18 protein-coding genes are annotated in these 23692 nt (G+C 68.9%); 14 read left to right on the plus strand and 4 right to left on the minus strand.

Going from position 1 to position 23692, the window contains the following annotated elements:
* Positions 1 to 40: 40 nt before the first annotated feature.
* From BST28156_RS07785 to BST28156_RS07820, 8 genes are all read left to right on the plus strand, one after another.
* A complete protein-coding gene (locus BST28156_RS07785) occupies positions 41 to 610 on the plus strand; it encodes a methyltransferase family protein (protein ID WP_174901932.1) in 570 nt (189 codons plus the stop codon).
* 17 nt (positions 611 to 627) lie between these two features.
* Positions 628 to 1911: a glycosyltransferase gene (locus tag BST28156_RS07790; RefSeq protein ID WP_174901933.1), complete on the plus strand. Its 1284-nt coding sequence runs from the start codon at positions 628 to 630 to the stop codon at positions 1909 to 1911.
* The gene (locus BST28156_RS07795) at positions 1908 to 3503 is read left to right on the plus strand and encodes a DHA2 family efflux MFS transporter permease subunit (RefSeq protein WP_174901934.1); all 1596 of its coding nucleotides are present in this window, start codon (positions 1908 to 1910) and stop codon (positions 3501 to 3503) included. The genes BST28156_RS07790 and BST28156_RS07795 overlap by 4 nt, the downstream gene beginning before the upstream one ends.
* Before the next feature lie 10 nt (positions 3504 to 3513).
* Positions 3514 to 4455 carry a glycosyltransferase family 2 protein gene (locus BST28156_RS07800; RefSeq protein WP_174901935.1) on the plus strand — a complete coding sequence of 314 codons (942 nt, stop codon included), beginning with the start codon at positions 3514 to 3516 and terminating at the stop codon, positions 4453 to 4455.
* A gap of 8 nt (positions 4456 to 4463) precedes the next feature.
* The gene (locus BST28156_RS07805; RefSeq protein ID WP_174901936.1) at positions 4464 to 6326 is read left to right on the plus strand and encodes an efflux transporter outer membrane subunit; all 1863 of its coding nucleotides are present in this window, start codon (positions 4464 to 4466) and stop codon (positions 6324 to 6326) included.
* Positions 6326 to 7516 carry an HlyD family secretion protein gene (locus BST28156_RS07810; protein WP_174901937.1) on the plus strand — a complete coding sequence of 397 codons (1191 nt, stop codon included), beginning with the start codon at positions 6326 to 6328 and terminating at the stop codon, positions 7514 to 7516. Before BST28156_RS07805 ends, BST28156_RS07810 begins: the two co-directional genes overlap by 1 nt.
* Before the next feature lie 311 nt (positions 7517 to 7827).
* A complete protein-coding gene (gene fdhA / locus BST28156_RS07815; protein ID WP_060244418.1) occupies positions 7828 to 9024 on the plus strand; it encodes a formaldehyde dehydrogenase, glutathione-independent in 1197 nt (398 codons plus the stop codon).
* 187 nt (positions 9025 to 9211) lie between these two features.
* Positions 9212 to 10129: a LysR substrate-binding domain-containing protein gene (locus BST28156_RS07820; protein WP_174901938.1), complete on the plus strand. Its 918-nt coding sequence runs from the start codon at positions 9212 to 9214 to the stop codon at positions 10127 to 10129.
* Here the strand turns inward: BST28156_RS07820 and BST28156_RS07825 are convergent.
* The 3 genes from BST28156_RS07825 to BST28156_RS07835 all read right to left on the minus strand — a co-directional run bounded on the left by BST28156_RS07825 (position 10118) and on the right by BST28156_RS07835 (position 13456).
* On the minus strand, positions 10118 to 11005 hold the full coding sequence (locus BST28156_RS07825; RefSeq protein ID WP_174901939.1) for a DMT family transporter: 888 nt from the start codon (positions 11003 to 11005) through the stop codon (positions 10118 to 10120). The two genes, BST28156_RS07820 and BST28156_RS07825, sit on opposite strands and share 12 nt — an antisense overlap.
* Positions 11006 to 11177: 172 nt before the next feature.
* Positions 11178 to 12029 (minus strand): hypothetical protein, encoded by an 852-nt coding sequence (locus BST28156_RS07830; RefSeq protein ID WP_174901940.1) that lies wholly within the window; start codon positions 12027 to 12029, stop codon positions 11178 to 11180.
* Positions 12030 to 12037: 8 nt separating this feature from the next.
* Positions 12038 to 13456 (minus strand): aminotransferase-like domain-containing protein, encoded by a 1419-nt coding sequence (locus tag BST28156_RS07835; protein WP_060244410.1) that lies wholly within the window; start codon positions 13454 to 13456, stop codon positions 12038 to 12040.
* Between the two features lie 303 nt (positions 13457 to 13759).
* On the opposite strand from BST28156_RS07835, the gene BST28156_RS07840 reads away from it, so the two are divergent.
* A complete protein-coding gene (locus BST28156_RS07840; protein WP_437341285.1) occupies positions 13760 to 15133 on the plus strand; it encodes a discoidin domain-containing protein in 1374 nt (457 codons plus the stop codon).
* A gap of 87 nt (positions 15134 to 15220) precedes the next feature.
* Here the strand turns inward: BST28156_RS07840 and BST28156_RS07845 are convergent, their stop codons facing one another.
* Entirely contained in the window at positions 15221 to 16246 is a 1026-nt protein-coding gene (locus BST28156_RS07845) for a GlxA family transcriptional regulator (protein WP_174901942.1), read from the minus strand.
* Positions 16247 to 16690: 444 nt separating this feature from the next.
* Here BST28156_RS07845 and BST28156_RS07850 point away from each other — a divergent pair, with 444 nt between their 5' ends.
* The 5 genes from BST28156_RS07850 to BST28156_RS07870 all read left to right on the plus strand — a co-directional run bounded on the left by BST28156_RS07850 (position 16691) and on the right by BST28156_RS07870 (position 23689).
* Positions 16691 to 17965, plus strand: coding sequence for a serine hydroxymethyltransferase (locus tag BST28156_RS07850; RefSeq protein WP_174901943.1), 1275 nt, complete (start codon positions 16691 to 16693; stop codon positions 17963 to 17965).
* Between the two features lie 33 nt (positions 17966 to 17998).
* Positions 17999 to 18970 carry a dipeptidase gene (locus BST28156_RS07855; protein ID WP_060244404.1) on the plus strand — a complete coding sequence of 324 codons (972 nt, stop codon included), beginning with the start codon at positions 17999 to 18001 and terminating at the stop codon, positions 18968 to 18970.
* 134 nt (positions 18971 to 19104) lie between these two features.
* Positions 19105 to 19638: a DUF5943 domain-containing protein gene (locus tag BST28156_RS07860; RefSeq protein WP_059479665.1), complete on the plus strand. Its 534-nt coding sequence runs from the start codon at positions 19105 to 19107 to the stop codon at positions 19636 to 19638.
* Positions 19639 to 19697: 59 nt separating this feature from the next.
* Positions 19698 to 21761, plus strand: coding sequence for an NADH:flavin oxidoreductase (locus tag BST28156_RS07865; RefSeq protein WP_174901944.1), 2064 nt, complete (start codon positions 19698 to 19700; stop codon positions 21759 to 21761).
* Between the two features lie 2 nt (positions 21762 to 21763).
* Positions 21764 to 23689 (plus strand): (Fe-S)-binding protein, encoded by a 1926-nt coding sequence (locus BST28156_RS07870; protein WP_174901945.1) that lies wholly within the window; start codon positions 21764 to 21766, stop codon positions 23687 to 23689.
* Positions 23690 to 23692: the final 3 nt, after the last annotated feature.

The following is a 23692-nucleotide window of genomic DNA, read 5'->3' on the forward strand; positions in this document are numbered from 1 at the left end:
CCGCGCATCCCGCATTCCATTCCTACGAGGCAGGCCAGCCGTGAATATCGTTCAGTCCATCGCCATCGTCGTTCCCTGGGCCGCGTGGCTCGCGTACTGGATCGCGACCTCGCAGGCCGTGAAGTCGACCGTGCGCAAGGAGGCGTCGCGCTCGCGCACGCTGCAGTCGATCCCGCTGATCGTCGGCGGCGCGCTGATCATCCTGCCCGATCCGACGTTGCACGCGCTGGTGCCCGACTGGCAGCGGTTCGGCCTGTCCGCGCAATGCGGGCTCGCGGTGCTGGTCGCGGGGCTGCTGTTCTCGGTATGGGCGCGGCTGCATCTCGGCACCAACTGGAGCGTGTCCGTCACGCTGAAGGAAAACCACGAACTGGTTCGCTCGGGCCCGTACGCGCTGGTGCGCCATCCGATCTATACGGGCTGCCTGGTCGCGCTCGTCGGCGCCGCGCTGATCGGCGGCGAATGGCGCGGCGCACTCGGCGTGCTGCTCGTGTTCGCGTCGCTCGCGTACAAGGTGCGCGTCGAGGAGAGCTGGCTGACCGGCTATTTCGGGCCGGCCTATACGCAGTACCGCCGCGAAGTCGCGGCGCTGATCCCTGGCGTCTACTGAATCCGGCGGCGCGCATCGTGGCGAAGGTGATCGTGACCGCGATCGGCTCGGCGGGCGACGTGCATCCGCTGCTCGGCGTCGCGCGCGCGCTCGCCGCGCGCGGTCACGACGTCGTGTTCTGCACGCATCCGCCGTTCGAGCCGGCGGTGCGCCGCGGCGGCTTCGCGTTCGTGCCGGTCGGCACCGCGGCCGAATACGAAGCCGCGATGGCGAACCCGGCGCTGTGGGATCCGCGCACGTCGTTCCGCACGCTGTGGCAGGTGATCGCGCCGGTGCTGCGCCCGCATTACGATGCGCTGCGCGCGCTGACCGACGCCGACACGGTGCTGGTCGGCACGCTGTGGGCGTTTTCCGCGCGCTTCGTGCAGGAGCTGCACGGCACGCCGTACGTGTCGGTGCAGGTGTCGCCGTCGACGCTGCTGTCCGCGCATGCGCCGCCGACGCACAAGCGGCTGACGATTCCCGCGCGCTGGCCGCTGCCGGTGAAGTCGGCGTTGATGACGCTGATCGAGCGGCAGGTGCTGGACCGCGTATGCGGGCCCGCGCTCAATGCGGCGCGCGGCGCGCTCGGGCTGCCGCCGGCGCGGCGCGTGCTCGGCCGCTGGCTGCATTCGACCGACGGCGTGCTGTGCCTGTTTCCCGACTGGTTCGCGCCGCCGCAGCGCGACTGGCCGTCGAATCATCGGCAAAGCGGGTTTCCGCTGTTCAACGATATCGCGTCGAGCGACGCCGACGCCGAACTCGACGCGTTTCTCGCGGCCGGCGAGCCGCCCGTCGTGTTCACGGCCGGCTCGACGCGCGTCGATCACGCCGCGTATGCGCGCGCGGTGTCGGACGCGCTGCGCACGACCGGCGCACGCGGCATCCTGCTGACGCCGGACGCTGCCGCCGCCGGCACCGATCGATTGCTGGTGCGCCGCTTCGTGCCGATGCGCACGCTGTTGCCGCGCTGCCGCGCGCTCGTGCATCACGGCGGCATCGGCACCGCGGCGCTCGCGTTCGAGGCCGGCATTGCGCAGGTCGTGACGCCGTTCGCGCACGACCAGTTCGACAATGCGCAGCGCGTCGCGGCGAGCGGCTGCGGCGTGCGCGTCGACGGTCCGGTCGATGGTGCGCAGCTCGGCGCGGCGCTCGCGCGCGTGCTCGGCGATCCCGCATGCGCATCACATGCTGCGCGCATCCGCGCACGGCTGGCGGCCGCGCCGGACGGCTGCGAGGCGGCCGCCGACTTCATCGAGCGCTTCGTGCCGGCGCGCGGCCGCGCGGTCGCGCCGGCCGATCCCGCGACGGCGGGCGCATGAGCACCGCGTCGCCGCTTCACGACGCGCCCGCCGCGCCGGCCGCCTTCGACGCGTCCGCACTCGCGCCGGCATCGCGGCCAGTGCGCGGCATCCGTCTCGCGCTGCTGACCTTCGCGCTGTCGCTCGCGACCTTCATCGAGGTGCTCGACTCGACCGTGACGAACGTCGCGGTGCCGGCCATTTCCGGCAGCCTCGGCGTCGCGAACAGCCAGGGCACGTGGGTGATCAGTTCGTACTCGGTCGCCGCTGCGATCGCGGTGCCGCTGACCGGCTGGCTCGCGCGCCGCATCGGCGAGCTGCGGCTGTTCGTCGGCGCGGTGCTGCTGTTTACGCTGACGTCGCTGCTGTGCGGGCTCGCGCGCGACCTGCACGTGCTGGTCGTCTGCCGCGCGTTGCAGGGGCTGTGCTCGGGGCCGATGGTGCCGCTGTCGCAGACCATCCTGCTGCGCGCGTTCCCGCCGGCCAGACGCACGGTCGCGCTCGCGCTGTGGGCGATGACGGTGCTGCTCGCGCCGATCTTCGGGCCGGTGGTCGGCGGCTGGATCGTCGACAACCTGTCGTGGCCGTGGATCTTCCTGATCAACCTGCCGATCGGGCTGTTCTCGTTCGCGGTGTGCACCGCGATGCTGCGGCCCGACGCGCAGCGCGGCGCGGCCGGCCCGATCGACGTGCCGGGCATCGTGCTGCTCGTGATCGGGGTCGGCGCGCTGCAGGCGATGCTCGACCTCGGCCACGACAAGGGCTGGTTCGGCTCGCCGCTGATCGTCGCGCTCGCGGTCGTCGCGGCGCTCGCGATCGTGTCGCTGCTGATCTGGGAAGCGGGCGAAGCGCATCCGGTCGTCGACCTGAGCCTGTTTCGCGACCGCACGTTCTCGTTCTGCGTGCTGATCGTGTCGCTCGGGATGATGAGCTTCTCGGTGGTCGGCGTCGTGTTTCCGCTGTGGATGCAGGCCGTGATGGGCTACAACGCGTTCCATGCGGGGCTCGCGACCGCGTCGCTCGGCGTGCTCGCGCTGGTGTTCTCGATCGTCGTCGGCCTGCATGCGCACCGCTTCGACGCGCGCGTGCTCGCGACCTTCGGCTTCCTCGTGTTCGCCGGCGTGCTCGCGTGGGATGCGCATTTCACGCTGAAGATGACGTTCGTGCAGATCGCGACGCCCGGCCTGATCCAGGGCATCGGGCTGCCGTGCTTCTTCATTCCGCTGACGGCCGCGACGCTGTCGCGCATTCCCGACGACCGGCTCGCGGCCGCGTCGAGCCTGTCGAACTTCCTGCGCACGCTGTCGGCCGCGTTCGGCACCGCGATGAGCGTGACGCTGTGGGACAACCGCGCGACCTATCACTACGACGTCGTGTCGCAGTCCGTCACGCATGCGTCGGCGAATACGCAGCGCTTCGTGCATGCGCTGAACGCGATGGGCGTCGAAGGCACGCGCGAGCTGGCGACGCTGCATCAGGTCGTGATGCAGCAGGCATACATGATGGCGACGGGCGACCTGTTCTGGATGGCGAGCGTCACCTGCATCGTGCTCGCGGCAATGATGTGGCTGACGCGGCCGAAGCGCGGCGCGGCGGCCTCCTTCGGGCATTGAGGAGAAAGCCATGACGACGCTCGGCGCACTCGTGATCCTGTATCACCCGACCGACGCGCAGCTCGCGGCGCTCGGCGCATGGCGGCACGCGTGCGACGCGCTGCTGGTCGTCGACAACACGCCGCAGCCCGATGCGCGTGCGCGCGAGCTGTGCGCGCGCGAAGGCATCGCGCTGCTGCATCACGGCAATCGCGGCGGCATCGCCGGCGCGTACAACGCGGGGCTGGCCGCGCTGTTTCGCGAGCGCATCGACGCGGTCGCGCTGTTCGACCAGGATTCGTCGGTGCCGGCCGGCTACTTTGCGGCGATGCGCGACGTCGGCACGCGCATGGCCGATCGCGCCTATCTTGCCGGACCGCGCATCTTCGACGAGAACGCGCGCAGCTTCCTGCCCGAACTGTCGACCGACGGCATCGCGCTGCGCCGACTGCGGATCGAGCCGGACGCGCCGATGCAGCGCTGCGCGTTCCTGATCTCGTCGGGCTGCATGGTGTCGCGCGCCGCGTTCGAGCGGCTCGGCCGCTTCGACGAAACGCTGTTCATCGACCATGTCGATACCGAATACAGCTTCCGCGCGCTCGCGCGCAACGTGCCGCTCTATGTCGTGCCGTCGCTGGTCATGCCGCACCGGATCGGCGCGAAGCAGCGCCATGCGATCGGCCCTTTCGAAATGACGTCGATGAATCATTCGTGGCAGCGGCGCTACTACAGCGCGCGCAATGCGGTGCAGCTCGGGATGCAGTACGGGCTGCGCTTCCCGGTGGCGATCGTGCCGAACCTGCTGACCGTCTGGCAGGTCGTGCAGATCGCGCTCGTCGAACGCGACAAGCGCGCGAAGCTCGCCGGCATCCTGTTCGGCATCGCGGACGGGCTGTTCGGCCGGCTCGGCCCGCTCGAAAGCACGCGGCCGCGGCTCGCCGCGCGTGCGCAACGCGGCATGGCGCAGCGGTGAGGCGCGCGATGCGGCATTCGATCGAGCGGAGGCGGGCGGCGCATGGCGGCCGGCGGCGCGGCTGGACGGTCGTTGCGGCGGCCGCGCTGCTGGCGCTGGGCGGATGTGCGCCGGCGGGCTTCCTGCCGTCGCTGTCGCTGCGCACGCCGGCCGACGACGCGCTCGCGCACACGGCCGGCCCCGGCGCGAACGGCGCGTGGCCCGCGCCCGACTGGGTCACGCAGTTGCGCGATCCGCAGCTCGACGCGCTCGTTGCCGAAGCGACGCAGAACAATCCGGACCTGCAGGTCGCGCAGGCACGGCTGCGGATCGCGCAGGCGCAGCTGCAGCAGTTCGACTCGCTGACCGGGCTGACGGGCACCGCCGGCGCGACGGTCAGCCGCGCGCGGATGCCGAAGCCGGGCGACAACGTCGCCGACGTGTCGGTCGGCGGCTATCGCGTGCCGGTCGAGATCTTCGGCGACCCGGTCGTGTCGCCGTCGTCGGTATTCGTCGGGTTGAATTACCAGCTCGACCTGTGGGGCCGGAACCGCGCCGCGACGAAGAGCCTGATGTCGCTGCGCGACGCGGCGCGCGTCGAGGCCGAACAGGTGCGGCTCGCGCTGACCGTCGCGATCGTCACCGTGTATTGCCAGCTCGACCAGGCGTATGCGTCGCGCGACCTGCTGCAGCAGAAGCTGGCGATCGGCCAGCGCGTGACGGCCGTGCTGCGCGAGCGCACCGCGCGCGGCCTCGACAACGCGTACGACGCGAGCGACGCGTCGATCAAGCGCAGCCGGCTGCTCGAACAGATCGCGCTGAGCGACGAGCAGATCAAGCTCGCGCAACTGCAGCTCGGTGTGCTGTCGGGGCGCGGCCCCGAGCGCGGGCTCGCGCTGCAGCGGCCGCGCGTCGGCGCGTTCGCCGGCCCCGCGCTGCCTGCGCGCCTGCCGGCCGAACTGCTCGGCCGCCGGCCCGACATCGTCGCGGCCAGGCTGCGCGTCGAAGCCGCGTTCGCGAACGCCGATTCGACGCGGGCGCAGTTCTATCCGGACGTGAATCTCGTCGCGCTCGGCGGCGTGTTCGCGCTGACGCCCGCGTCGCTGTTCTCGCGCGACGCGCTCGCCGGCTCGGTCGGCCCGGCGATCTCGCTGCCGGTCTTCGATCGCGGCCGGCTGAAGGCGAAGCTCGGCGCGGACGTCGCGCAGGCCGACGTCGCGATCGGCCTGTACAACAAGACCGTCGACGACGCGCTCGGGCAGGTCGCGCAGCTCGTCACGTCGCTGCAGACGTCGCAGACGCTGGTCGCGCAGCAGCAGGACGCGGTCGCCGCCGCGCAGAAGATCGTGCAGATCGCGAGCGACCGGCATCGGCGCGGCGTGCTGATGCAGAAGGACGTCGACGTCGCGGAGCTGACGCTGGTCGACGAGCGCGCGCAACTGATCGGCTTGCTCGGCCGGCAGCGGACGCTGCGCGTCGCGCTGATCGGCGCGCTCGGCGGCGGCTTCGATGCAGGACCGGCTGTGGCTTCGGTGCCGGCGGCATCGGCGCATGCGGCACGGGGCGTGCGCACGAAACGCGGCGCGGCGGCGAATGCGCTGGCCGGCAGGGCGGACGCGCCGTCGAGCGGAATCGCACCGTCGCGCGCACCAGCCGGCGCCAGTGCCGTCGTTCCATATCCCGATGCCGCGTCGCCTGCGGCAACGACCGATACGTCGGCCGCCGCCGACGCCGCGCGTCGCGCACGGCCCGATGCGTCGAGCGCGATCGCCGCGCCGTCGACGGTGGCCGCGCGCACGTCGGCAGCGACGCCGTCGAGCCCCGCTCCGGCCGCGCTGCCGGCCATCCCCGTGTTCCAGCACGATCGTCTGATCGTTACGCAAAGCGACTGATGCACCACGACAATCTCCATACTGCGGTACCGCCTGCCGCGTCGTCCGACGCGGCGCTCGACGCACGCCGGGCGACGCGCCGCAAGCGCTTCACGTTGTTTTTCGCGGCCGTGCTGCTGGCCGCGCTCGCCTGGCTCGCGTTCTGGCTGCTGCTGGACCGCTACGACGAGGACACCGACGACGCGTATGTCGCCGGCAGCATCGTGCAGGTCGCCGCGCAGGTGCCCGGTACCGTGACCGACGTGTTCGTCGCCGATACGCAGACCGTCCGCGCCGGCCAGACGCTGGTGCGGCTCGACGATGCGGAAGCGTCCGTCGCATTCGCGCAGGCGAAGGCGCAGCTCGTGCAGGCGGTGCGGCAGGTCGCGAACGCGCGGATCTCGAACACGATGTACGTGGAGGCCGTGAATGCGCGGCGCGCCGACCTGTCGCTTGCGCAGCGCGCGCTGGCGGCGCGCAGCGGCGCGTCGGTCGAGATCGTCGCGCCCGAGGAGCTGGCCCGCGCGCGGGCGGCGGTCGCGGGCGCGCAGGCGAATCTTGCGGCCGCGCAGGCGCAGCTCGACGCGGCGCGCGCGCTCGGCAGCAAGCTGCCGGTCGACGAGAGTCCGGCCGTCGTGCAGGCGGCCGCGCAGTTCAGGCTCGCGTACCGGAACCTGAAGCGCACGACGATCGTTGCGCCCGTCGACGGCACGATCGGCCAGCGCGCGGTGCAGGTCGGCCAGCAGGTCGGGCCCGGCGTGCCGTTGATGTCGATCGTGCAGCTGAACCGGCTGTGGGTCGAGGCGAACTTCAAGGAAGGACAGATCCGCCACATGCGGATCGGGCAGCCGGTGCAGGCGGTGTCGGACCTGTACGGCTCGCGCGTCGTCTATCGCGGACGCGTGCAGGGCTTCTCGGCGGGCACCGGCAGCGCGTTCTCGATGCTGCCGTCGCAGAACGCGGCCGGCAACTGGATCAAGGTCGTGCAGCGCGTGCCGGTCGTGATCGCGCTCGAGCCGCAGGATCTCGCCGCGCATCCGCTGCGCGTCGGACTGTCGATGCGCGTAACGGTCGACACGCACGATCGCAACGGGCACGCACTCGACAGCGAGCCGCCGACGCCGGCCGTCGCCACGCGCGTGCACGACGGCGTCGCGAGCGAGGCCGACGCGGCGGTCGCGGCGATCGTGCGCGACAATCAGGGCGGCTGACGCCTGCGGCGGACGTCCTGCGCCGGTACGCGGGCCCGAGCGCCGCCGGGTCCGGCGCCTGCACCGGCTGCCGGGCAGCGGGGTCACCCGCGCCGTCCGGCCTCCGGCGCGCCTTCGCCGCGCGCGGATCGCGGCCGCTTTCCCGCCCGACTTTCGCATTTCCGCCATCGATGTCGGCGCCGTTCAAACCCGTGTCGCGTTTTGGACATCGGCGCCCCCGCCTCCGGGACTACTCTCGAACAGCACGTTGCGTGCGTGCCGCATTCGCCGGCGCGCAGCGGCGCCATCCAACGAGACATGGAGACAATACGATGAGCAGCAATCGAGGTGTCGTCTATCTTGGGCCGGGCAAGGTCGAGGTGCAGAAGATCGATTATCCGAAGATGGTCGATCCGAGCGGCCGCGCGATCGGCCACGGCGTGATTCTCAAGGTGGTCAGCACGAACATCTGCGGCTCCGACCAGCACATGGTGCGCGGCCGCACGACGGCGCCGGTCGGTCTCGTGCTCGGTCACGAGATCACCGGCGAGGTGGTCGAGATCGGCCGCGACGTCGAGACGCTGAAGCTCGGCGATCTCGTGTCGGTGCCGTTCAACGTCGCGTGCGGCCGCTGCGCGATGTGCAAGGACACGCATACGGGCGTCTGCCTGAACGTGAACCCGGCGCGCGCCGGCGGCGCGTACGGCTACGTCGACATGGGCGGCTGGATCGGCGGCCAGGCCGAGTACGTGCTGGTGCCGTACGCGGACTTCAACCTGCTGAAATTCCCCGATCGCGACCAGGCGATGGCGAAGATCCGCGATCTCACCTGCCTGTCCGACATTCTGCCGACCGGTTATCACGGCGCGGTCAGCGCGGGCGTGAAGCCCGGCTCGACCGTCTATATCGCGGGCGCGGGCCCGGTCGGGATGGCTGCCGCCGCATCGGCGCGCCTGCTCGGCGCGGCCGTGACGATCGTCGGCGACATGAACGCCGAACGCCTCGCGCACGCGAAGGCGATGGGCTTCGAGACGGTCGACCTGTCGAAGGACGCGACGCTCGGCGAGCAGATCGAGCAGATCCTCGGCGTGCCGGAGATCGACTGCGCGGTCGACTGCGTCGGCTTCGAAGCGCATGGCCACGGCTCGTCGGGCCACTCGGAAGAGGCGCCCGCGACGGTGCTGAACTCGCTGATGGAAATCACGCGGCCGGCCGGCGCGATCGGCATCCCGGGCCTGTACGTGACCGACGATCCGGGCGCGAAGGACAAGGCCGCGCAGCACGGCAGCCTGAGCATCCGCTTCGGCCTCGGCTGGGCGAAGTCGCATTCGTTCTTCACGGGTCAGACGCCGGTGCTGAAATACAACCGCAACCTGATGCAGGCGATCCTGTTCGACCGGCTGCCGATCGCGAAGATCGTCAACGTGTCGGTGATCTCGCTCGACGACGCGCCGGAAGGCTACAAGAAGTTCGACGGCGGCGCGCCGCGCAAATTCGTCATCGATCCGCACGGCTTGCTCGCGGCCTGACGACACGCGCATCGGCGCAACACGAAACGGGCGGTGCCGGAGACGGCGCCGCCCGCTTTTTTGAGTCGCCTCTGGAATGCGTCAGGCGCGATGCGCGACCGCCGCCGGTCGCCGCGGTCCGGGATTGCTGCGATAATCGACGCCCTGTTCCCGAACCTGCCGCCGCCGACCGCAGGCGGATCCACGGATGGCCAAGTCACTCCCTCTCGCCGCGCTGCACACCTTCGTCGAGGTGGCGCGATGCGGCAGCATGAAGCAGGCGGCCGACCTGCTGTGCCTGTCGCCCGGCGCCGTCAGCCAGCATGTCCGCAATCTCGAGGACCGGCTCGCCGTGCGCCTGTTCGAACGCAACGGCCGCGAGCTCGAACTGACCGGCACCGGCCGCGCGCTGTTCGATCAGCTCGCCGGCGGGTTCGGCGAGATCGAGGCCGCATGGGCGAACGTGCATGGCGCGAACCGGCGCGTCGTGCGCCTCACGGTGACGACCACCGCGTCGTTCGCGAACACGTGGCTCGTGCAGCGCCTCGGCGCGTTCAATGCCCGCTACCCCGAAATCGAAATCGCCGTCGAGACGCGCGCGCAACTGGTCGACCTGCGCCGCGACTACGTCGACGTCGCGATCCGTCACGGGCTGGGCCGCTATCCGGGCCATGCGTCGTTCCGGATCTGGACGCCGGAGCTGTGGCCCGTATGCAGCCCGCAGCTGCTCGATCCCGCGCGGCCGCTCGAACAGCCGGCCGACTGCCTGTCCTACCCGCTGCTGCAGGATGCGGACCGCGCCGACTGGGCGCTGTGGCTGCGTGCGCAGGGCATCGACGATGCGCGCGCGCAGCGCGGCGCGAGCTTCAGCGAGGACGCGCTGCTGATCCGCGCCGCGGTGGCCGGGCAGGGCATCGCGCTGGTGCGCGACATCTATGCGCAGCACGAGGTCGCGGCCGGGCGGCTGGTGCGCGTGCTGGCGCGGCCCTGGCCGACCGAGCTGTCCTATTACGTCGTGTGCAGCGAGGCCCGCCAGCACGAATGGAAGATCGCCGCGTTTCGCGACTGGCTCGCGCGGGAAATCGGCGACAGCGGCGCCGACGAGCCGCCCGCGCTATTGCCGTGAGCCGCGCGCGACGGCGGTCGTGAAGCCCTTGATCTTGCCGGTCGCGAGCGCGGTGCCGAGCAGGATGATCGCGCAGCCGGCGATGGTCTGCACGGTGATCGTCTCGTGCAGGAAGATCGCGCCCCAGACGACGCCGAAGATCGGGATCAGGAACGTGACCGACGCCGCATACTGTGCGCCCGCGCTGCGGATCAGGCCGAAATACAGCAGGTACGCGACGGCCGTGCAGAGTGCGCCGAGCAGCACGACGGCGCTCCATGCGGAGGCGGGAACCGCGCTGTCGGGCCACAGCGGCACCGCCAGCGGCGCGAGCACGAGCGCCGCGAACAACTGGCTGCCGAACGCGGACACGAACGGCCGCACGTTCGCGAGCCTGCGCTTCGAGTAATGCGCGGCGAACCCGTACGACAGCGTCGCGACCATCGCGGCGGCGATCGCGCCCGGCGCGCCGGCGGTGCCCGCGCCGAGCGCCGAGCCGGCGAGCACGACGACCCCGGCGAAGCCGAGTGCCAGCCCGATCGCCTGCGGTTTCGTCAGCGGCGCGCGCAGCCACAGGTAGGCGACGATCGCGGCCCACAGCGGCGTGGTTGCGTTCAGGATCGAGTCGGTGCCGGCCGTCACGAACAGCGCCGCATAGGTCAGCAGGCAGAACGGCAGCGCCGAATTGGTCACGCCGACCACGAACAGCGGCACGACGTGCGTGCGCAGTTCGCGCCGCGCGCCGGCGTCGCGCAGCACCGGCGACAACAGCAGCGCGGCGATCGCGACGCGCAGCGCGATCAGCGGGACGACGCCGAACGCCGGCGCGCCCATTCGCATGAACAGGAACGACGCGCCCCAGATTGCCGCGAGGGTCACGAGCTGCAATGCATTCATGAAGAAACTCCGTTCGTTGGCTCGGGCGGCCGGCGCGACGCGCGACATGCGAGGCGCGTCGGCGCGACCGGATGACCCATTGAACGCGAGGCGGCCGCTGCGGCGCAAACGAGGTTTTCTGCGGGCCGGTTTAGAAAAATGAATCGAGCGGCGCGCGCCGGCGCGCGGGCGCTCAATGACCGCGATAGAGCTTCGCGACCTCGAAGGTATTCGATGCGTGTCGCCGCCCATGGCCGCCGTGTGTGCTGACGCGACGCAGCGCATGCGACCGGTGCGCGGGATCGCGCGGGCTGTGCCAGACGGCCGTGCGTACCGACGCGGGCGGCGCCGCGTGCGTGCACGCGGGATCCGCATGCCGCGCGCACGCGCGTGCGGCGAGCGCGCGATTCGGCGCGGACAGCGATGCGTCGCTGCGCGCGGCCGCCGTCGCGATCGTGTCGGCCGATCGTGCCGCACGAACCGACTGCGCGCCGGCCCCGGTTGCGCCGTGCCGATCGACCGCCAGTTGCGGCGCGTCGACCGAATGAAACGGATAAACGGGCACCGGCAGTACCGGCAAGGACGGATCGCCCGGCAACGTCGCCGAATCGTCGGACGCGCGGGCGTCGGCGACGGTTACACCCGATGCGTCGGGCGGGCGGCAGGTCGGATCGGCCCTGCACATCCGGTCGGTCGCCACATAGCCGCCGACCAGCAGCACGACGGTCGCGATGCTGAGCAGCGGCGCGGTTGCCGGGCTGGGACGGCGCAGCGACGCGTTGCGAAGCGCCCGCGCAACGCGCGCCGACCAGCTGTCGAACGATCGCACCGCGTGTCTGATGCGCGCGTCGCCGGCCCGGTCTTGCACCGGTTCGAACGGCCAGCTGCGCCGGCCGCAGGCCGGGCAGTGCTCGAGCGCGCGAAACGCGACGAAGCCGCATTGCCGGCATTGGCAGCTCGTCGTGCGGTGTGCGTCGGCGCGTGCACGCGCGATGCCGCGCACGGTTTCGCGTGCGCGGATGTTCCGCTTGGGCAGGATATGCATGATCTGCGCTACTCCGTATCGCGCTGACGGGCGGCCAGCGTTCCGATGGTCTGCATCGCGCTCTCCACGGCGGGCGTCCACGGCCGGCCGTAGTTGAGCCGGACGTAGCGACGGAATCCGCCGGTCGTCGAAAAGATCGGCCCGGGCGCGATACTGATGCCGTTTTCCATCGCGGCGCCGAACAGGCGCAGCGCATCGACGCGCGGCGGCAGCTCGATCCACAGAAAATAGCCGCCGCGCGGTGCAAATACTTCGGTCCCCTGTGGAAAATACGCGCGCACGGCCGCGAGCATCTGCGCCTGATGCGCGGCCAGATTGCGCCGCAGCCTGCGCAGGAACCGGTCGTAGCCGCCGTCGCGCAGATAGCGGGAAATGGCGATTTGCGCGGTGAGGTCGGCCGACGGTGCGCCGGTGCACGATGCGTGCCTGATCTGCTGCACGTAGCGTCCGGCCGCGACCCAGCCGATCCGGAAGCCGGGGGCCAGGCATTTCGAAAACGACCCGCAGTGGAGCACGAGCCCGTTATCGTCGTACAGCTTCGCGGGGCGCGCGGGCGACGGCCCGAAATGCAGCTCGTTGTAAACGTCGTCCTCGATCAGCGGCACGCGGCGCGCGGCCAGCAGATCGATCAGCGCGCGCTTGCGTTCGTCGGACAAGGTCGCGCCGGTCGGATTGTGGAACGAGGTCATGAACCAGCAGGCACGCACCGGATGCGTGTCGAGCGCTTCGGCGAGCGCATCGAGATCGAGTCCGGTGCGCGGATCGACCGGAATTTCGACGGACTTCAGATGCAGGCGTCGTACGGCCTGCAGCGCTGCGTGAAACGCGGGCCGCTCGATCGCGACCACGTCGCCGGGGCGCGTCAGCGTCTGCAGGCTGAGCGTCAGCGCATCGAGCGCGCCGGTCGTGATGACGATCTCGTCCAGCGGCAGCGCCGCGCCCGCGCTCAGGTAGCGCAGCGCAATCTGGCGCCGCAGTCCGTCGTCGCCGGGCGGGAAGCCGGACAGCGCTTGCGTGCGATCCATGTTGCGCGCCGCCGTCGCCGCGTATCGCCACAGGCTGCTCATCGGAAACAGCGAATAGCTCGCGAACGCCGAGCCGAGCGGAACGATGTCCTCGCAGCGAAGGGTGTCGAGCAGGCGGAACAGTGCGTCGTCGTCGGGCGGTGCAGCGGCCGGCTTGCGCGGCGGATCGTGCCCCGCCCGCAGGTGCCGGTCTTCGAGGTTCGCCACGAAATAACCGGATCGTGCGCGCGCGACGATCAGTCCCTCGCTCTCGAGCGCGTAGTACGCGCGGAACACGGTGGACGGGCTGACGTGATACGCGCGACAAGCGGCGCGCACCGTCGGGATGCGCGCACCCGGGGCCAGATCTCCGCGCCGGATCGAATCGGCGATCGTTCCGGCGAGCATCGCATAACGCTTCATGCCTGCCTCAAGTCGAGCGGGTTCCTGCCGAAAAAAGAGTAGCACGGCGCGTGTCGCTCGGGCACCGGTCTTCCATCGTGATCCGTTTATTTTCGATGGGCTCTGATCCTGTTTTCTCGAACGATTCGCAGGCATGCTCTCGCCACCTTCAACCCGACGTCCACTCGATATACGGAATTCACGCTGCACGACGGCTGATCCGTGGTCACGCGCACCGCGCGGGGCTTCGTCTGCCGGCGTCTCCTTTTTGTCAGGATCTTCAGCGTGAAATCGAAATCCGTTCTTGCCGCCATCGTGGCCGGCATGACGTTCGGCCTGTTCGGCCACACCGCCCTCGCGGCCTGTGTCAGCAATCCTCCGGTGCAGTCGAGTGCATCGTTTCCCGCCGCGCTGACCGGCAAGCTCGTCTATCACAGCTACGTGAAATACGGCGACGGCACGAGCCAGTTGTTCCTCTACGATTTTTCCGCGCACACGCTGACGCAACTGAGCAAGAGCACGTGGGGCATCACCGACCCGATGAACGGCGTGTTCAGTCCCGACGGCAAGTGGCTCGCGTTCATGGGCATCAGCAACGGCGCATGGAACGTGTTCATGCTGCAGCTCGGCGCCGGCACGCCGCCGGTCAACATGACGAACAGCACCGGCGCGACGCGCAACGAGGATCCGAAGTTCAGCGCGGACGGCAAGACGCTCGTGTTCAAGCAGAACGGCGACGTGAAGCAGGGCACGCTGTCGTATACGAGCGCGGGCCCGGTGTTCACGTCGATCGTGAGCCTGACGAACGCGCCGTCCGGCGCCGAATATTCGATGCCGTTTCTCGCGCCGGATGCGAGCGCCGTCTACTACGCGACCGGCACCGGCGCGAACATGGGCCTGATGAAGCGCACGATCGCGACCGGCGTAACCGCCACGTTCGATCATCCCGCCGGGTTGCAGACCTACTATCCGATCGTGCGCGCGGACGGCATGGTGTTCTACGCGCGCTGGAAGGATAGCGGCGGGCTCGACCAGATCTACGCGAAGGCCGCGGATCCGGCGGCGACGCCGAACGCACTGGCGCTCAACGACTGCGTCAGCAACAACTCCGATCCCGCGCCGGTGAGCAGCACCAACTACCTGTTCTTCTCGTCGACGACGGCGGGCGGTTATCAACTGTATGTCGGCGATGTGACGACCGGCCAGCGCTGGAGCCTGACGCCGTTCGGCGTGAACGCCGACTCGACCAAGGCGAAGCTCGGCGCGAGCTACTACGGCGGTCCGGCCGCGGCGCAGCCGACGCTGCTGTCGCAAGGGCGACCGGCCGCGGCATCGGCGAGCTACAACGCGTCGATGACGCCGGACAAGGCGTTCGACGGCAACACGACCAGCACGCGCTGGGATTCGCCGGAAGGCACGGGCGTCGACCCGCAGTGGATCTCGGTCGACCTCGGCGCGGTGAAGACGATCAACAGCATCGACCTGTACTGGGACGCGGGCGCGCTCGTCTACCAGATCCAGACGTCGAACGACAACGCGAACTGGACGACGATCTACTCGACGAACAACGGCGTGTCGTACCAGCACGTGACCTTGCCGAACCTCAACGGCCGCGGCCGCTACGTGCGGATGGTCGGCACCAAGCGCGCGACGCAGTGGGGCTACTCGCTGTACCAGATGCAGGTGTGGGGATCGTAATCGGGGCGGCGCCGGCGCGGCGCGCCGGCGGCAGATGAAAAAAGCGACCTCGGCGGGTCGCTTTTTTCGTTGCGATGCGCGGTTACGTCACGCGTGAATCACGAGTGTCGGAAACGCCGGCCCGGTGGCGGCTGCGCCCTGCGCGAGCGGTGCGACCTGCTTGCGGCGCTCGCGCGTCGGCGCGACGCCGAACGCGTCGCGATAGCTCTTGCTGAAATGACACGCGGACTGGAAGCCGCACGCCATCGTGATGTGCATGATCGACATGTCGGTCTGCAACAGCAGCTCGCGCGCGCGGCGCAGCCGCAGCGTCAGGTAGTAGTGCGTCGGCGTCATCCCGAGATGCTCGCGGAACAGGCGCTGCAGCTGCCGCTGCGACATGTTCGCGAGCCGCGCGAGCTCCTCGCGCGACAGCGGCTCCTCGATGTTGTTCTCCATCAGCGAGATCACCTCGAACAGCGACTTGTTCGCGGAGCCCAGGCGCGCGACGAGCGGCATCCGCTGCTGCGCGCTCGTGTCGCGCACGTGCTCGACGATGAACTGCTCGGCGATCTGCGTGACGCGCGCGGTGCCCACGCGCGCGGCGATCAGGTTCAGCATCATGTCGAGCGGCGCGACGCCGCCCGTGCACGTGATGCGGTCGCGGTCGATCACGAACAGTTCCTTCAGGAAGCGCGTGTCCGGAAACTCTTCCTTCAGCGCCGACATGTTTTCCCAGTGGATCGCGCATGCATAGCCCGCGAGCAGCCCCGACTTCGCGAGGGCGTAGGTGCCCGTGCACAGGCTGCCGAGCGGAATGCCCGAGCGCGCGAAGCGGCGCAGCGTCGACAGATGTGCGGGCGTCGTCGCGCGCTGCACATCGACGCCGCCGCAGACGAACACGATGTCGGGCTGCCCCGCGCATTCGGCCGGGCCCGTGTCGACCGTCAGGCCGTTGCTCGCCGTGACCGGGCCGCCGTCCGGACTGATCACCGACCAGCGGTAGAGCGGCTGGCCGCTCAGGTAGTTTGCCATCCGAAGCACCTCGATCGCATTGGTGAACGCGATCATCGTGAAATTCGGTAAAGGCATGAACGCGAAGTGGGACAGCGACGCTGTGCGGTCGGGCGACATGGGGAGCGTTCCTTGAATCTCTAATAGCTTTGGCCCGAGGCACGGATCGGGCTGCGGTATTGTGTGAGCGAGCGCAACAAGCGTGCCATACGGCTAAACCCTAGCTCCATACGTTGTCTGGCCTGAAGCGCGATGCTGCACTGCACCGAATCCGTGACGGCCTGCACCCCGATCGGGCGGCCGAGGCACTGCCGGCGTGCCAGTTCATAGGTGAATCGATTCGTCCGTTTTATTGGTCATCCGAAAAAGCACGACCGGTTACTTGTACAAAACGGACGCGCATGGCGGAAAAGGCAAAGAACGCGTCTAAATTCATCAATCTGCCGAAAATCCGAACGACAAGAATAGAGCCGTCGGCAGCCTTGCCCGGGACAGACGGAAAACCCAGGTACGGCGGGCCTTGAGCATCGGTTGCAGCCCTCCATTCTTCGCCACGGACGCACTATGTCGAACACCCAGCCTTTCTTCTCGCAGCCCCTTGCCGAGCGCGACGCGCCGGTGCGCAGCGCCATCCTGAAGGAACTCGAGCGTCAGCAGTCGCAGGTCGAGCTGATCGCGTCGGAAAACATCGTGTCGCGCGCAGTGCTCGAGGCGCAGGGCTCGGTGCTGACCAACAAGTATGCGGAAGGCTATCCGGGCAAGCGCTACTACGGCGGCTGCGAGTTCGCGGACGAGGTCGAGGCGCTGGCGATCGAGCGCGTCAAGCAGATCTTCAATGCCGGCTACGCGAACGTGCAGCCGCACTCGGGTGCGCAGGCGAACGGCTCGGTGATGCTCGCGCTGGCCAAGCCGGGCGACACGGTGCTCGGCATGTCGCTCGACGCGGGCGGCCACCTGACGCACGGCGCGAAGCCGGCGCTGTCGGGCAAGTGGTTCAACGCGGTCCAGTACGGCGTGAACCGCGACACGATGCGGATCGATTACGACCAGGTCGAGGAACTCGCACAGCAGCACAAGCCCAGCCTGATCATCGCCGGCTTCTCGGCCTATCCGCGTGCGCTCGACTTCGCGCGCTTCCGCGCGATCGCCGACAGCGTCGGCGCGAAGCTGATGGTCGACATGGCGCACATCGCCGGCGTGATCGCCGCGGGTCGCCACGCGAATCCGGTCGAGCATGCGCACGTCGTCACGTCGACCACCCACAAGACGCTGCGCGGCCCGCGCGGCGGCTTCGTGCTGACCAACGACGAGGAGATCGCGAAGAAGATCAACTCGGCCGTGTTCCCCGGCCTGCAGGGCGGTCCGCTGATGCACGTGATCGCCGGCAAGGCCGTCGCGTTCGGCGAAGTGCTGCACGCGGACTTCAAGACCTATATCGACAACGTGCTCGCGAACGCGCAGGCGCTCGGCGAAGTGCTGAAGGCGGGCGGCGTCGATCTCGTCACCGGCGGCACCGACAACCACCTGCTGCTGGTCGACCTGCGCCCGAAGGGCCTGAAGGGCGCGCCGGTCGAGCAGGCGCTGGAGCGCGCCGGCATCACCTGCAACAAGAACGGCATTCCGTTCGACACCGAGAAGCCGACCGTCACGTCGGGCATCCGTCTCGGCACGCCGGCCGGCACGACGCGCGGCTTCGGCGTCGCGGAATTCCGCGAGATCGGCCGCCTGATCCTCGAGGTGTTCGATGCGCTGCGCGCGAACCCGGACGGCGACCGCGCGACCGAACAGCGCGTGCGCCGCGAGATCTTCGCGCTGTGCGAGCGCTTCCCGATTTACTGATCGACACCGACACGACTGGAGCGAGAGAAAACCATGAGCACGCTGCATCAGGACAGCATCATCATCGACGGGCTGAACATCTCGAAGTTCGAGAAGCCGGTGTTCGAAGACATGCGCAAGGGCGGCATCACGGCCGCGAACTGCACGGTGTCGGTGTGGGAGAACTTCACGAAGACCGTCGACAACATCGGCGTGATGAAGAAGAAGATCCGCGACAACGGCGAGCTGCTGACGCTGGTCCGCACGACGGAAGACATCTTCCGCGCAAAGAAGGAAGGCAAGACCGGGATCATCCTGGGCTTCCAGAACGCGCATGCGTTCGAGGACAACCTCGGCTATATCGAGGCATTCGCCGACATGGGCGTGCGCGTCGTGCAGCTTTGCTACAACACGCAGAACCTGGTCGGCACCGGCTGCTACGAGCGCGACGGCGGCTTGTCGGACTTCGGTCGCGAAGTGATCACCGAGATGAACCGCGTCGGCATCATGGTCGACCTGTCGCATGTGGGCGGCAACACGTCGTCGGAAGCGATCGCGTTCTCGAAGAAGCCGGTGTGCTATTCGCACTGCCTGCCGTCTGGGCTGAAGGAGCATCCGCGCAACAAGAGCGACGCGCAGCTGAAGGAAATCGCCGATGCGGGCGGCTTCGTCGGCGTGACGATGTTCGCGCCGTTCCTGAAGCGCGGCATCGAGGCGACGATCGACGACTACATCGAGGCGATCGACTATGTCGTGAACCTGATCGGCGAGGACGCGGTCGGCATCGGCACCGACTTCACGCAGGATTTCGCGAAGGAATTCTTCGACATGCTCACGCATGACAAGGGCCGCTATCGCCAGCTGACCAACTTCGGCAAGGTGATCAACCCGGACGGCATCCGCACGATCGGCGAATTCCCGAACCTGACCGCGGCGATGGAACGCGCCGGCTGGAAGGAGTCGCGGATCCGCAAGATCATGGGCGAGAACTGGGTGCGCGTGTTCAAGGACGTGTGGGGCGCGTAAGCGCCGCGAGCCGCCCGACCGCCAGCGATTCGATTCAAAAGAACGGGACGTGCCCGCGCGATGTGCGCGGGCGCGCGGACGATTACATGCCTGCGCCCGAGCCGCGCGGCGTTTTTCCTCACGGAGTCACCACGATGCAACCGCAACTGCCGATCGACGTCGATCCCGATACCGGCGTCTGGACCACCGACGCGCTGCCGATGCTGTACGTGCCGCGCCACTTCTTCACGAACAACCACGTCGCGGTCGAGGAAGCGCTCGGCGTCGAAGCGTACGCCGCGATCCTGTACAAGGCCGGCTACAAGTCCGCATACCACTGGTGCGACAAGGAAGCGAAGCAGCACGGGCTGACCGGCATGGCGGTGTTCGAGCATTACCTGAAGCGCCTGTCGCAGCGCGGCTGGGGCCTGTTCTCGATCGTCGAGGCCGACCCGGCCAGCGCGCACGCGAAGATCGAGCTGCGCCACTCGTCGTTCGTGCTGCAGCAGCCGGGCAAGGAAGGCAAGCTCTGCTACATGTTCGCCGGCTGGTTCGCCGGCGCGATGGACTGGGTCAACGACACGACGCCGGAAGGCAAGGACGCGCCGCGCGCGCAGTCGAAGGAAGTGCAGTGTGCGGCCGAGCATCACGACCACTGCGTCTTCGAAGTGTCGCCGATCGCGCACTAATGCACTGATACAGAAAACACCCGCAACACGAGACATTCGAACGCCAGAGGTCGCCTGCGATGCGTTATCCCCACCTGTTCAAACCCATGCAGCTGAACCAGCTGACGCTGCGCAACCGGATCGTCAGCACCGCGCATGCGGAGGTGTATGCCGAGCCGGGCGGCCTGCCGGGCGACCGCTACATCCGCTATTACGAGGAGAAGGCGAAGGGCGGCGTCGGCCTCGCGATCTGCGGCGGGTCGAGCCCCGTGTCGATCGACAGTCCGCAGGGCTGGTGGAAATCGGTGAACCTGTCGAACGACAAGATCATCGACCCGCTCACGCGGCTGGCCGACGCGATGCACAGGCACGGCGCGAAGATCATGATCCAGGCGACGCACATGGGCCGCCGCTCGTCGTTCCACGGCGAGCACTGGCCGCACCTGATGTCGCCGTCGGGCGTGCGCGAGCCGGTGCACCGCGGCAACGCGAAGATCATCGAGATCGAGGAAATCCGCCGTATCATCGGCGATTTCGCCGCGGCCGCGAAGCGCGTGCAGGCGGCCGGCATGGACGGCATCGAGATCTCGGCCGCGCACCAGCACCTGATCGACCAGTTCTGGAGCCCGCGCTCGAACCATCGCACCGACGAATGGGGCGGCAGCCTCGAGAACCGCCTGCGCTTCGGCATCGAGGTGCTGACGGCGGTGCGCGAGGCGGTCGGCAAGGATTTCTGCGTCGGCCTGCGGATGTGCGGCGACGAATTCCACGAGGACGGCCTCGATCACGAAGCGCTGAAGGAGATCGCGCAGGCGATGTCGGAGACGGGCCTGATCGACTATCTGAGCGTGGTCGGTTCGGGCGGCGACACGCACAACACGATCGCGAACTGCATGCCGCCGATGGCGCTGCCGCCGGAGCCGTTCGTGCATCTCGCGGCCGGCATCAAGTCGGTCGTGAAGATTCCGGTGATGCATGCGCAGAGCATCCGCGACGCGGGCCAGGCCGAACGCCTGCTCGCCAACGGGATGATCGACCTGGTCGGCATGACGCGCGCGCAGATCGCCGATCCGCACATGGTGATCAAGATCCGCGACGGCCGCGAGGACGAAATCAAGCAGTGCGTCGGCGCGAACTACTGCATCGACCGCCAGTACAACGGCCTCGACGTGCTGTGCATCCAGAACGCGGCCACCTCGCGCGAAGCGACGATGCCGCATGTGATCGAGAAGTCGCGCGGTCCGAAGCGCAAGGTGGTGGTGGTGGGTGCGGGCCCGGCGGGGCTGGAGGCGGCGCGCGTCGCGAAACTGCGCGGCCACGACGTGGTGCTGTTCGAGAAGAACGCGGAAGTCGGCGGACAGGTGATGATCGCCGCGAAGGCGCCGCAGCGCGAACAGATGTCGGGGATCATCCGCTGGTTCGACATGGAGACGAAGCGCCTGGGCGTCGATCGCCGCCTCGGCGTGGCCGCCGACGAAAAGACGATCATGGCCGAGAAGCCGGACATCGTCGTGCTCGCGACCGGCGGTTCGAGCTTCACGTGGCAGGTGCCGGGCTGGGGCGTGGCCGAAGGGCTGGCCGTCAGCTCGTGGGACATCCTGACCGGCAAGGTCGAGCCGAAGCAGAACGTGCTGCTGTTCGACGGCGTGAGCACCCACGCGGGCGCGGGCGTCGCCGACTTCATGGCGAGCCGCGGCTCGAAGGTCGAGGTCGTCACGCCGGACGTGAAGGTCGCCGACGATTGCGGCGGCACGACCTTCCCGATCTTCTATCGCCGCCTGTACGCGCTCGGCGTGATCCCGACGCCGAACACGATGCTCGACCGCGTCTATGAAGAAGACGGCAAGAAGATCGCCGTGCTGCGCAACGAGTACACGGAAGAGCTGGAAGAGCGCGCGGTCGACCAGGTCGTGATCGAGAACGGTTCGTCGCCGAACGACGAGCTGTACTGGAAGCTGAAGCCGGAATCGGTGAACCGCGGCCAGATCGATCCGCACACGCTGTTCGCGGCCGAGCCGCAGCCGTGCCTGTCGGAACAACTCGGCAACGGCCGCTTCCTGCTGTTCCGCGTCGGCGACTGCATCTCGATGCACAACGTCCACGGCGCGATCTACGACTCGCTGCGTCTCGTCAAGGATTTCTAAAGATGAATCCGGCTTTCCTGATTACCGCACTGTTGTGGCTGTCGGTGGCGGGGCTCGCGTTCGCGGTCGCGAAGCGCTCGTCGTACTGGCGTCTCGGCCGGGCTACCGCGCCCGGCACGTTCGGCATCGCGAACCTGTTCGCGATTCCGAAGCGCTACTTCGTCGACCTGCACCACGTGGTCGCGCGCGATCCGTACATCGCGAAGACGCACGTCGCGACGGCCGGCGGTGCGATCGCCGCGCTCGCACTGGTGTTCGTCAACTACGGCCTCGCGATCTATTCGCCGTGGCTCGACAAGCTGATCTTCCTGGCGGCGCTCGCGATGCTGGTCGGCGCGGTGTTCGTATGGCGCCGCCGCGCGGCGAAGGACGTGCCGGCGCGGCTCTCCAAGGGCCCGTGGAATGCGCTGCCCTGGCTGCTCGGCTCGTTCGCGCTCGGCCTCGTGCTGTTCATGCTGGTGCCGACCGGCGCGATGTCGGGTGCGTTCGCGGTGCTCTGCGCGCTGCTGATCGGCGCCGGTGCGTTCACGATGACGATCGGCGCCGCGAAGGGCGGCCCGATGAAGCACGCGATCGCCGGCCTGCTGCATCTGGCCTTCCACCCGCGCCAGGAGCGTTTCGCGGCGACCCGCGCGTCGTTCACCGGCAACGGCGAGGCGACGCCGCCGACCGCGCTGAAGCTGCCCGACATCGAGCACGAGGAATACGGCGTCGCGAAGCCGGTCGAGTTCCGCTGGAACCAGCTGCTGAGCTTCGACGCCTGCGTGCAGTGCGGCAAGTGCGAAGCGGCGTGCCCCGCGTTCGCGTCGGGCCAGCCGCTGAACCCGAAAAAGCTGATCCAGGATCTCGTCGTCGGGATGGCGGGCGGCACCGACGCCGCGTATGCGGGCAGCCCGACGCCGGGCCTCGCGGTCGGCCAGCATCGCGGCGAGCCGAACGGCCCGATCGTGTCGGGCCTGATCGAGGAACAGACGCTGTGGTCGTGCACGACCTGCCGCGCGTGCGTGCAGGAATGCCCGATGCTGATCGAGCACGTCGACGCGATCGTCGACATGCGCCGCAACCGCACGCTCGTGCACGGCACGGTGCCGGGCAAGGGCCAGGAAGTGCTCGCGAACCTGCGCGAGACCGGCACGATGGGCGGCTACGACACGGCCGCGCGCTACGACTGGTCGGTCGACCTGAGCGCGCCGGTCGCGCAGCCGGGCAAGCCGGTCGACGTGCTGTTCGTCGCGGGCGAGGGGGCGTTCGACATGCGCTACCAGCGCACGCTGCGCGCGTTCGTCACGGTGCTGAACAAGGCCGGCGTCGACTATGCGGTGCTCGGCCCGACCGAGACCGACACGGGCGACGTCGCACGCCGGCTCGGCGACGAGGCGACGTTCCAGCAGATGGCGAAGCGCCTGATCGGCACGCTCGGCGAGCTGTCGTACCAGCAGATCGTCACGGCCGACCCGCACGTGATGCACAGCCTGCGCAACGAATATCGCGCGCTCGGCCTTCGCGTGACGGTCAAGCACCATACGACCTATCTCGCGGAGCTCGCCGACAGCGGCCGGATTGCGCCGAAGGCGGTCGAAGCGCTGCAGGAGAAGCGCACCACCTATCACGATCCGTGCTACCTCGGCCGCTACAACGGCGAGACGGACGCGCCGCGCAAGCTGCTGAAGACGATCGGGATCCAGGTCGTCGAGATGGAGCGCAACGGCATGCGCGGCCGCTGCTGCGGCGGTGGCGGCGGTGCGCCGCTGACCGACATCCCCGGCAAGCAACGCATCCCGGACATTCGCATCGCCGACGCGCGCACCATCGGTGCCGACGTGGTCGCGGTCGCATGCCCGAACTGCACGGCCATGCTCGAAGGCGTCGTGGGCCCGCGCCCGGACGTGCTCGATGTGGCCGAACTCGTCGCCGCCTCGCTGGAGTGAACC

The sequence above is a fragment of the Burkholderia pseudomultivorans genome (assembly GCF_902499075.1).
Taxonomy (GTDB): Bacteria; Pseudomonadota; Gammaproteobacteria; order Burkholderiales; family Burkholderiaceae; genus Burkholderia; species Burkholderia pseudomultivorans.

Bases quoted from the DNA above. Each gene is read 5' to 3' on its own strand.
- BST28156_RS07855 (WP_060244404.1), top strand. From the start codon at position 17,999: ATGAGCACGCTGCATCAGGACAGCATCATCATCGACGGGCTGAACATC.
- BST28156_RS07805 (WP_174901936.1), top strand. From the start codon at position 4,464: ATGCGGCATTCGATCGAGCGGAGGCGGGCGGCGCATGGCGGCCGGCGG.
- BST28156_RS07860 (WP_059479665.1), top strand. From the start codon at position 19,105: ATGCAACCGCAACTGCCGATCGACGTCGATCCCGATACCGGCGTCTGG.
- BST28156_RS07825 (WP_174901939.1), bottom strand. From the start codon at position 11,005: ATGAATGCATTGCAGCTCGTGACCCTCGCGGCAATCTGGGGCGCGTCG.
- fdhA (WP_060244418.1), top strand. From the start codon at position 7,828: ATGAGCAGCAATCGAGGTGTCGTCTATCTTGGGCCGGGCAAGGTCGAG.
- BST28156_RS07835 (WP_060244410.1), bottom strand. From the start codon at position 13,456: ATGAAGCGTTATGCGATGCTCGCCGGAACGATCGCCGATTCGATCCGG.
- BST28156_RS07850 (WP_174901943.1), top strand. From the start codon at position 16,691: ATGTCGAACACCCAGCCTTTCTTCTCGCAGCCCCTTGCCGAGCGCGAC.
- BST28156_RS07820 (WP_174901938.1), top strand. From the start codon at position 9,212: ATGGCCAAGTCACTCCCTCTCGCCGCGCTGCACACCTTCGTCGAGGTG.
- BST28156_RS07800 (WP_174901935.1), top strand. From the start codon at position 3,514: ATGACGACGCTCGGCGCACTCGTGATCCTGTATCACCCGACCGACGCG.
- BST28156_RS07795 (WP_174901934.1), top strand. From the start codon at position 1,908: ATGAGCACCGCGTCGCCGCTTCACGACGCGCCCGCCGCGCCGGCCGCC.
- BST28156_RS07865 (WP_174901944.1), top strand. From the start codon at position 19,698: ATGCGTTATCCCCACCTGTTCAAACCCATGCAGCTGAACCAGCTGACG.
- BST28156_RS07845 (WP_174901942.1), bottom strand. From the start codon at position 16,246: ATGTCGCCCGACCGCACAGCGTCGCTGTCCCACTTCGCGTTCATGCCT.
- BST28156_RS07840 (WP_437341285.1), top strand. From the start codon at position 13,760: ATGACGTTCGGCCTGTTCGGCCACACCGCCCTCGCGGCCTGTGTCAGC.
- BST28156_RS07870 (WP_174901945.1), top strand. From the start codon at position 21,764: ATGAATCCGGCTTTCCTGATTACCGCACTGTTGTGGCTGTCGGTGGCG.
- BST28156_RS07830 (WP_174901940.1), bottom strand. From the start codon at position 12,029: ATGCATATCCTGCCCAAGCGGAACATCCGCGCACGCGAAACCGTGCGC.
- BST28156_RS07810 (WP_174901937.1), top strand. From the start codon at position 6,326: ATGCACCACGACAATCTCCATACTGCGGTACCGCCTGCCGCGTCGTCC.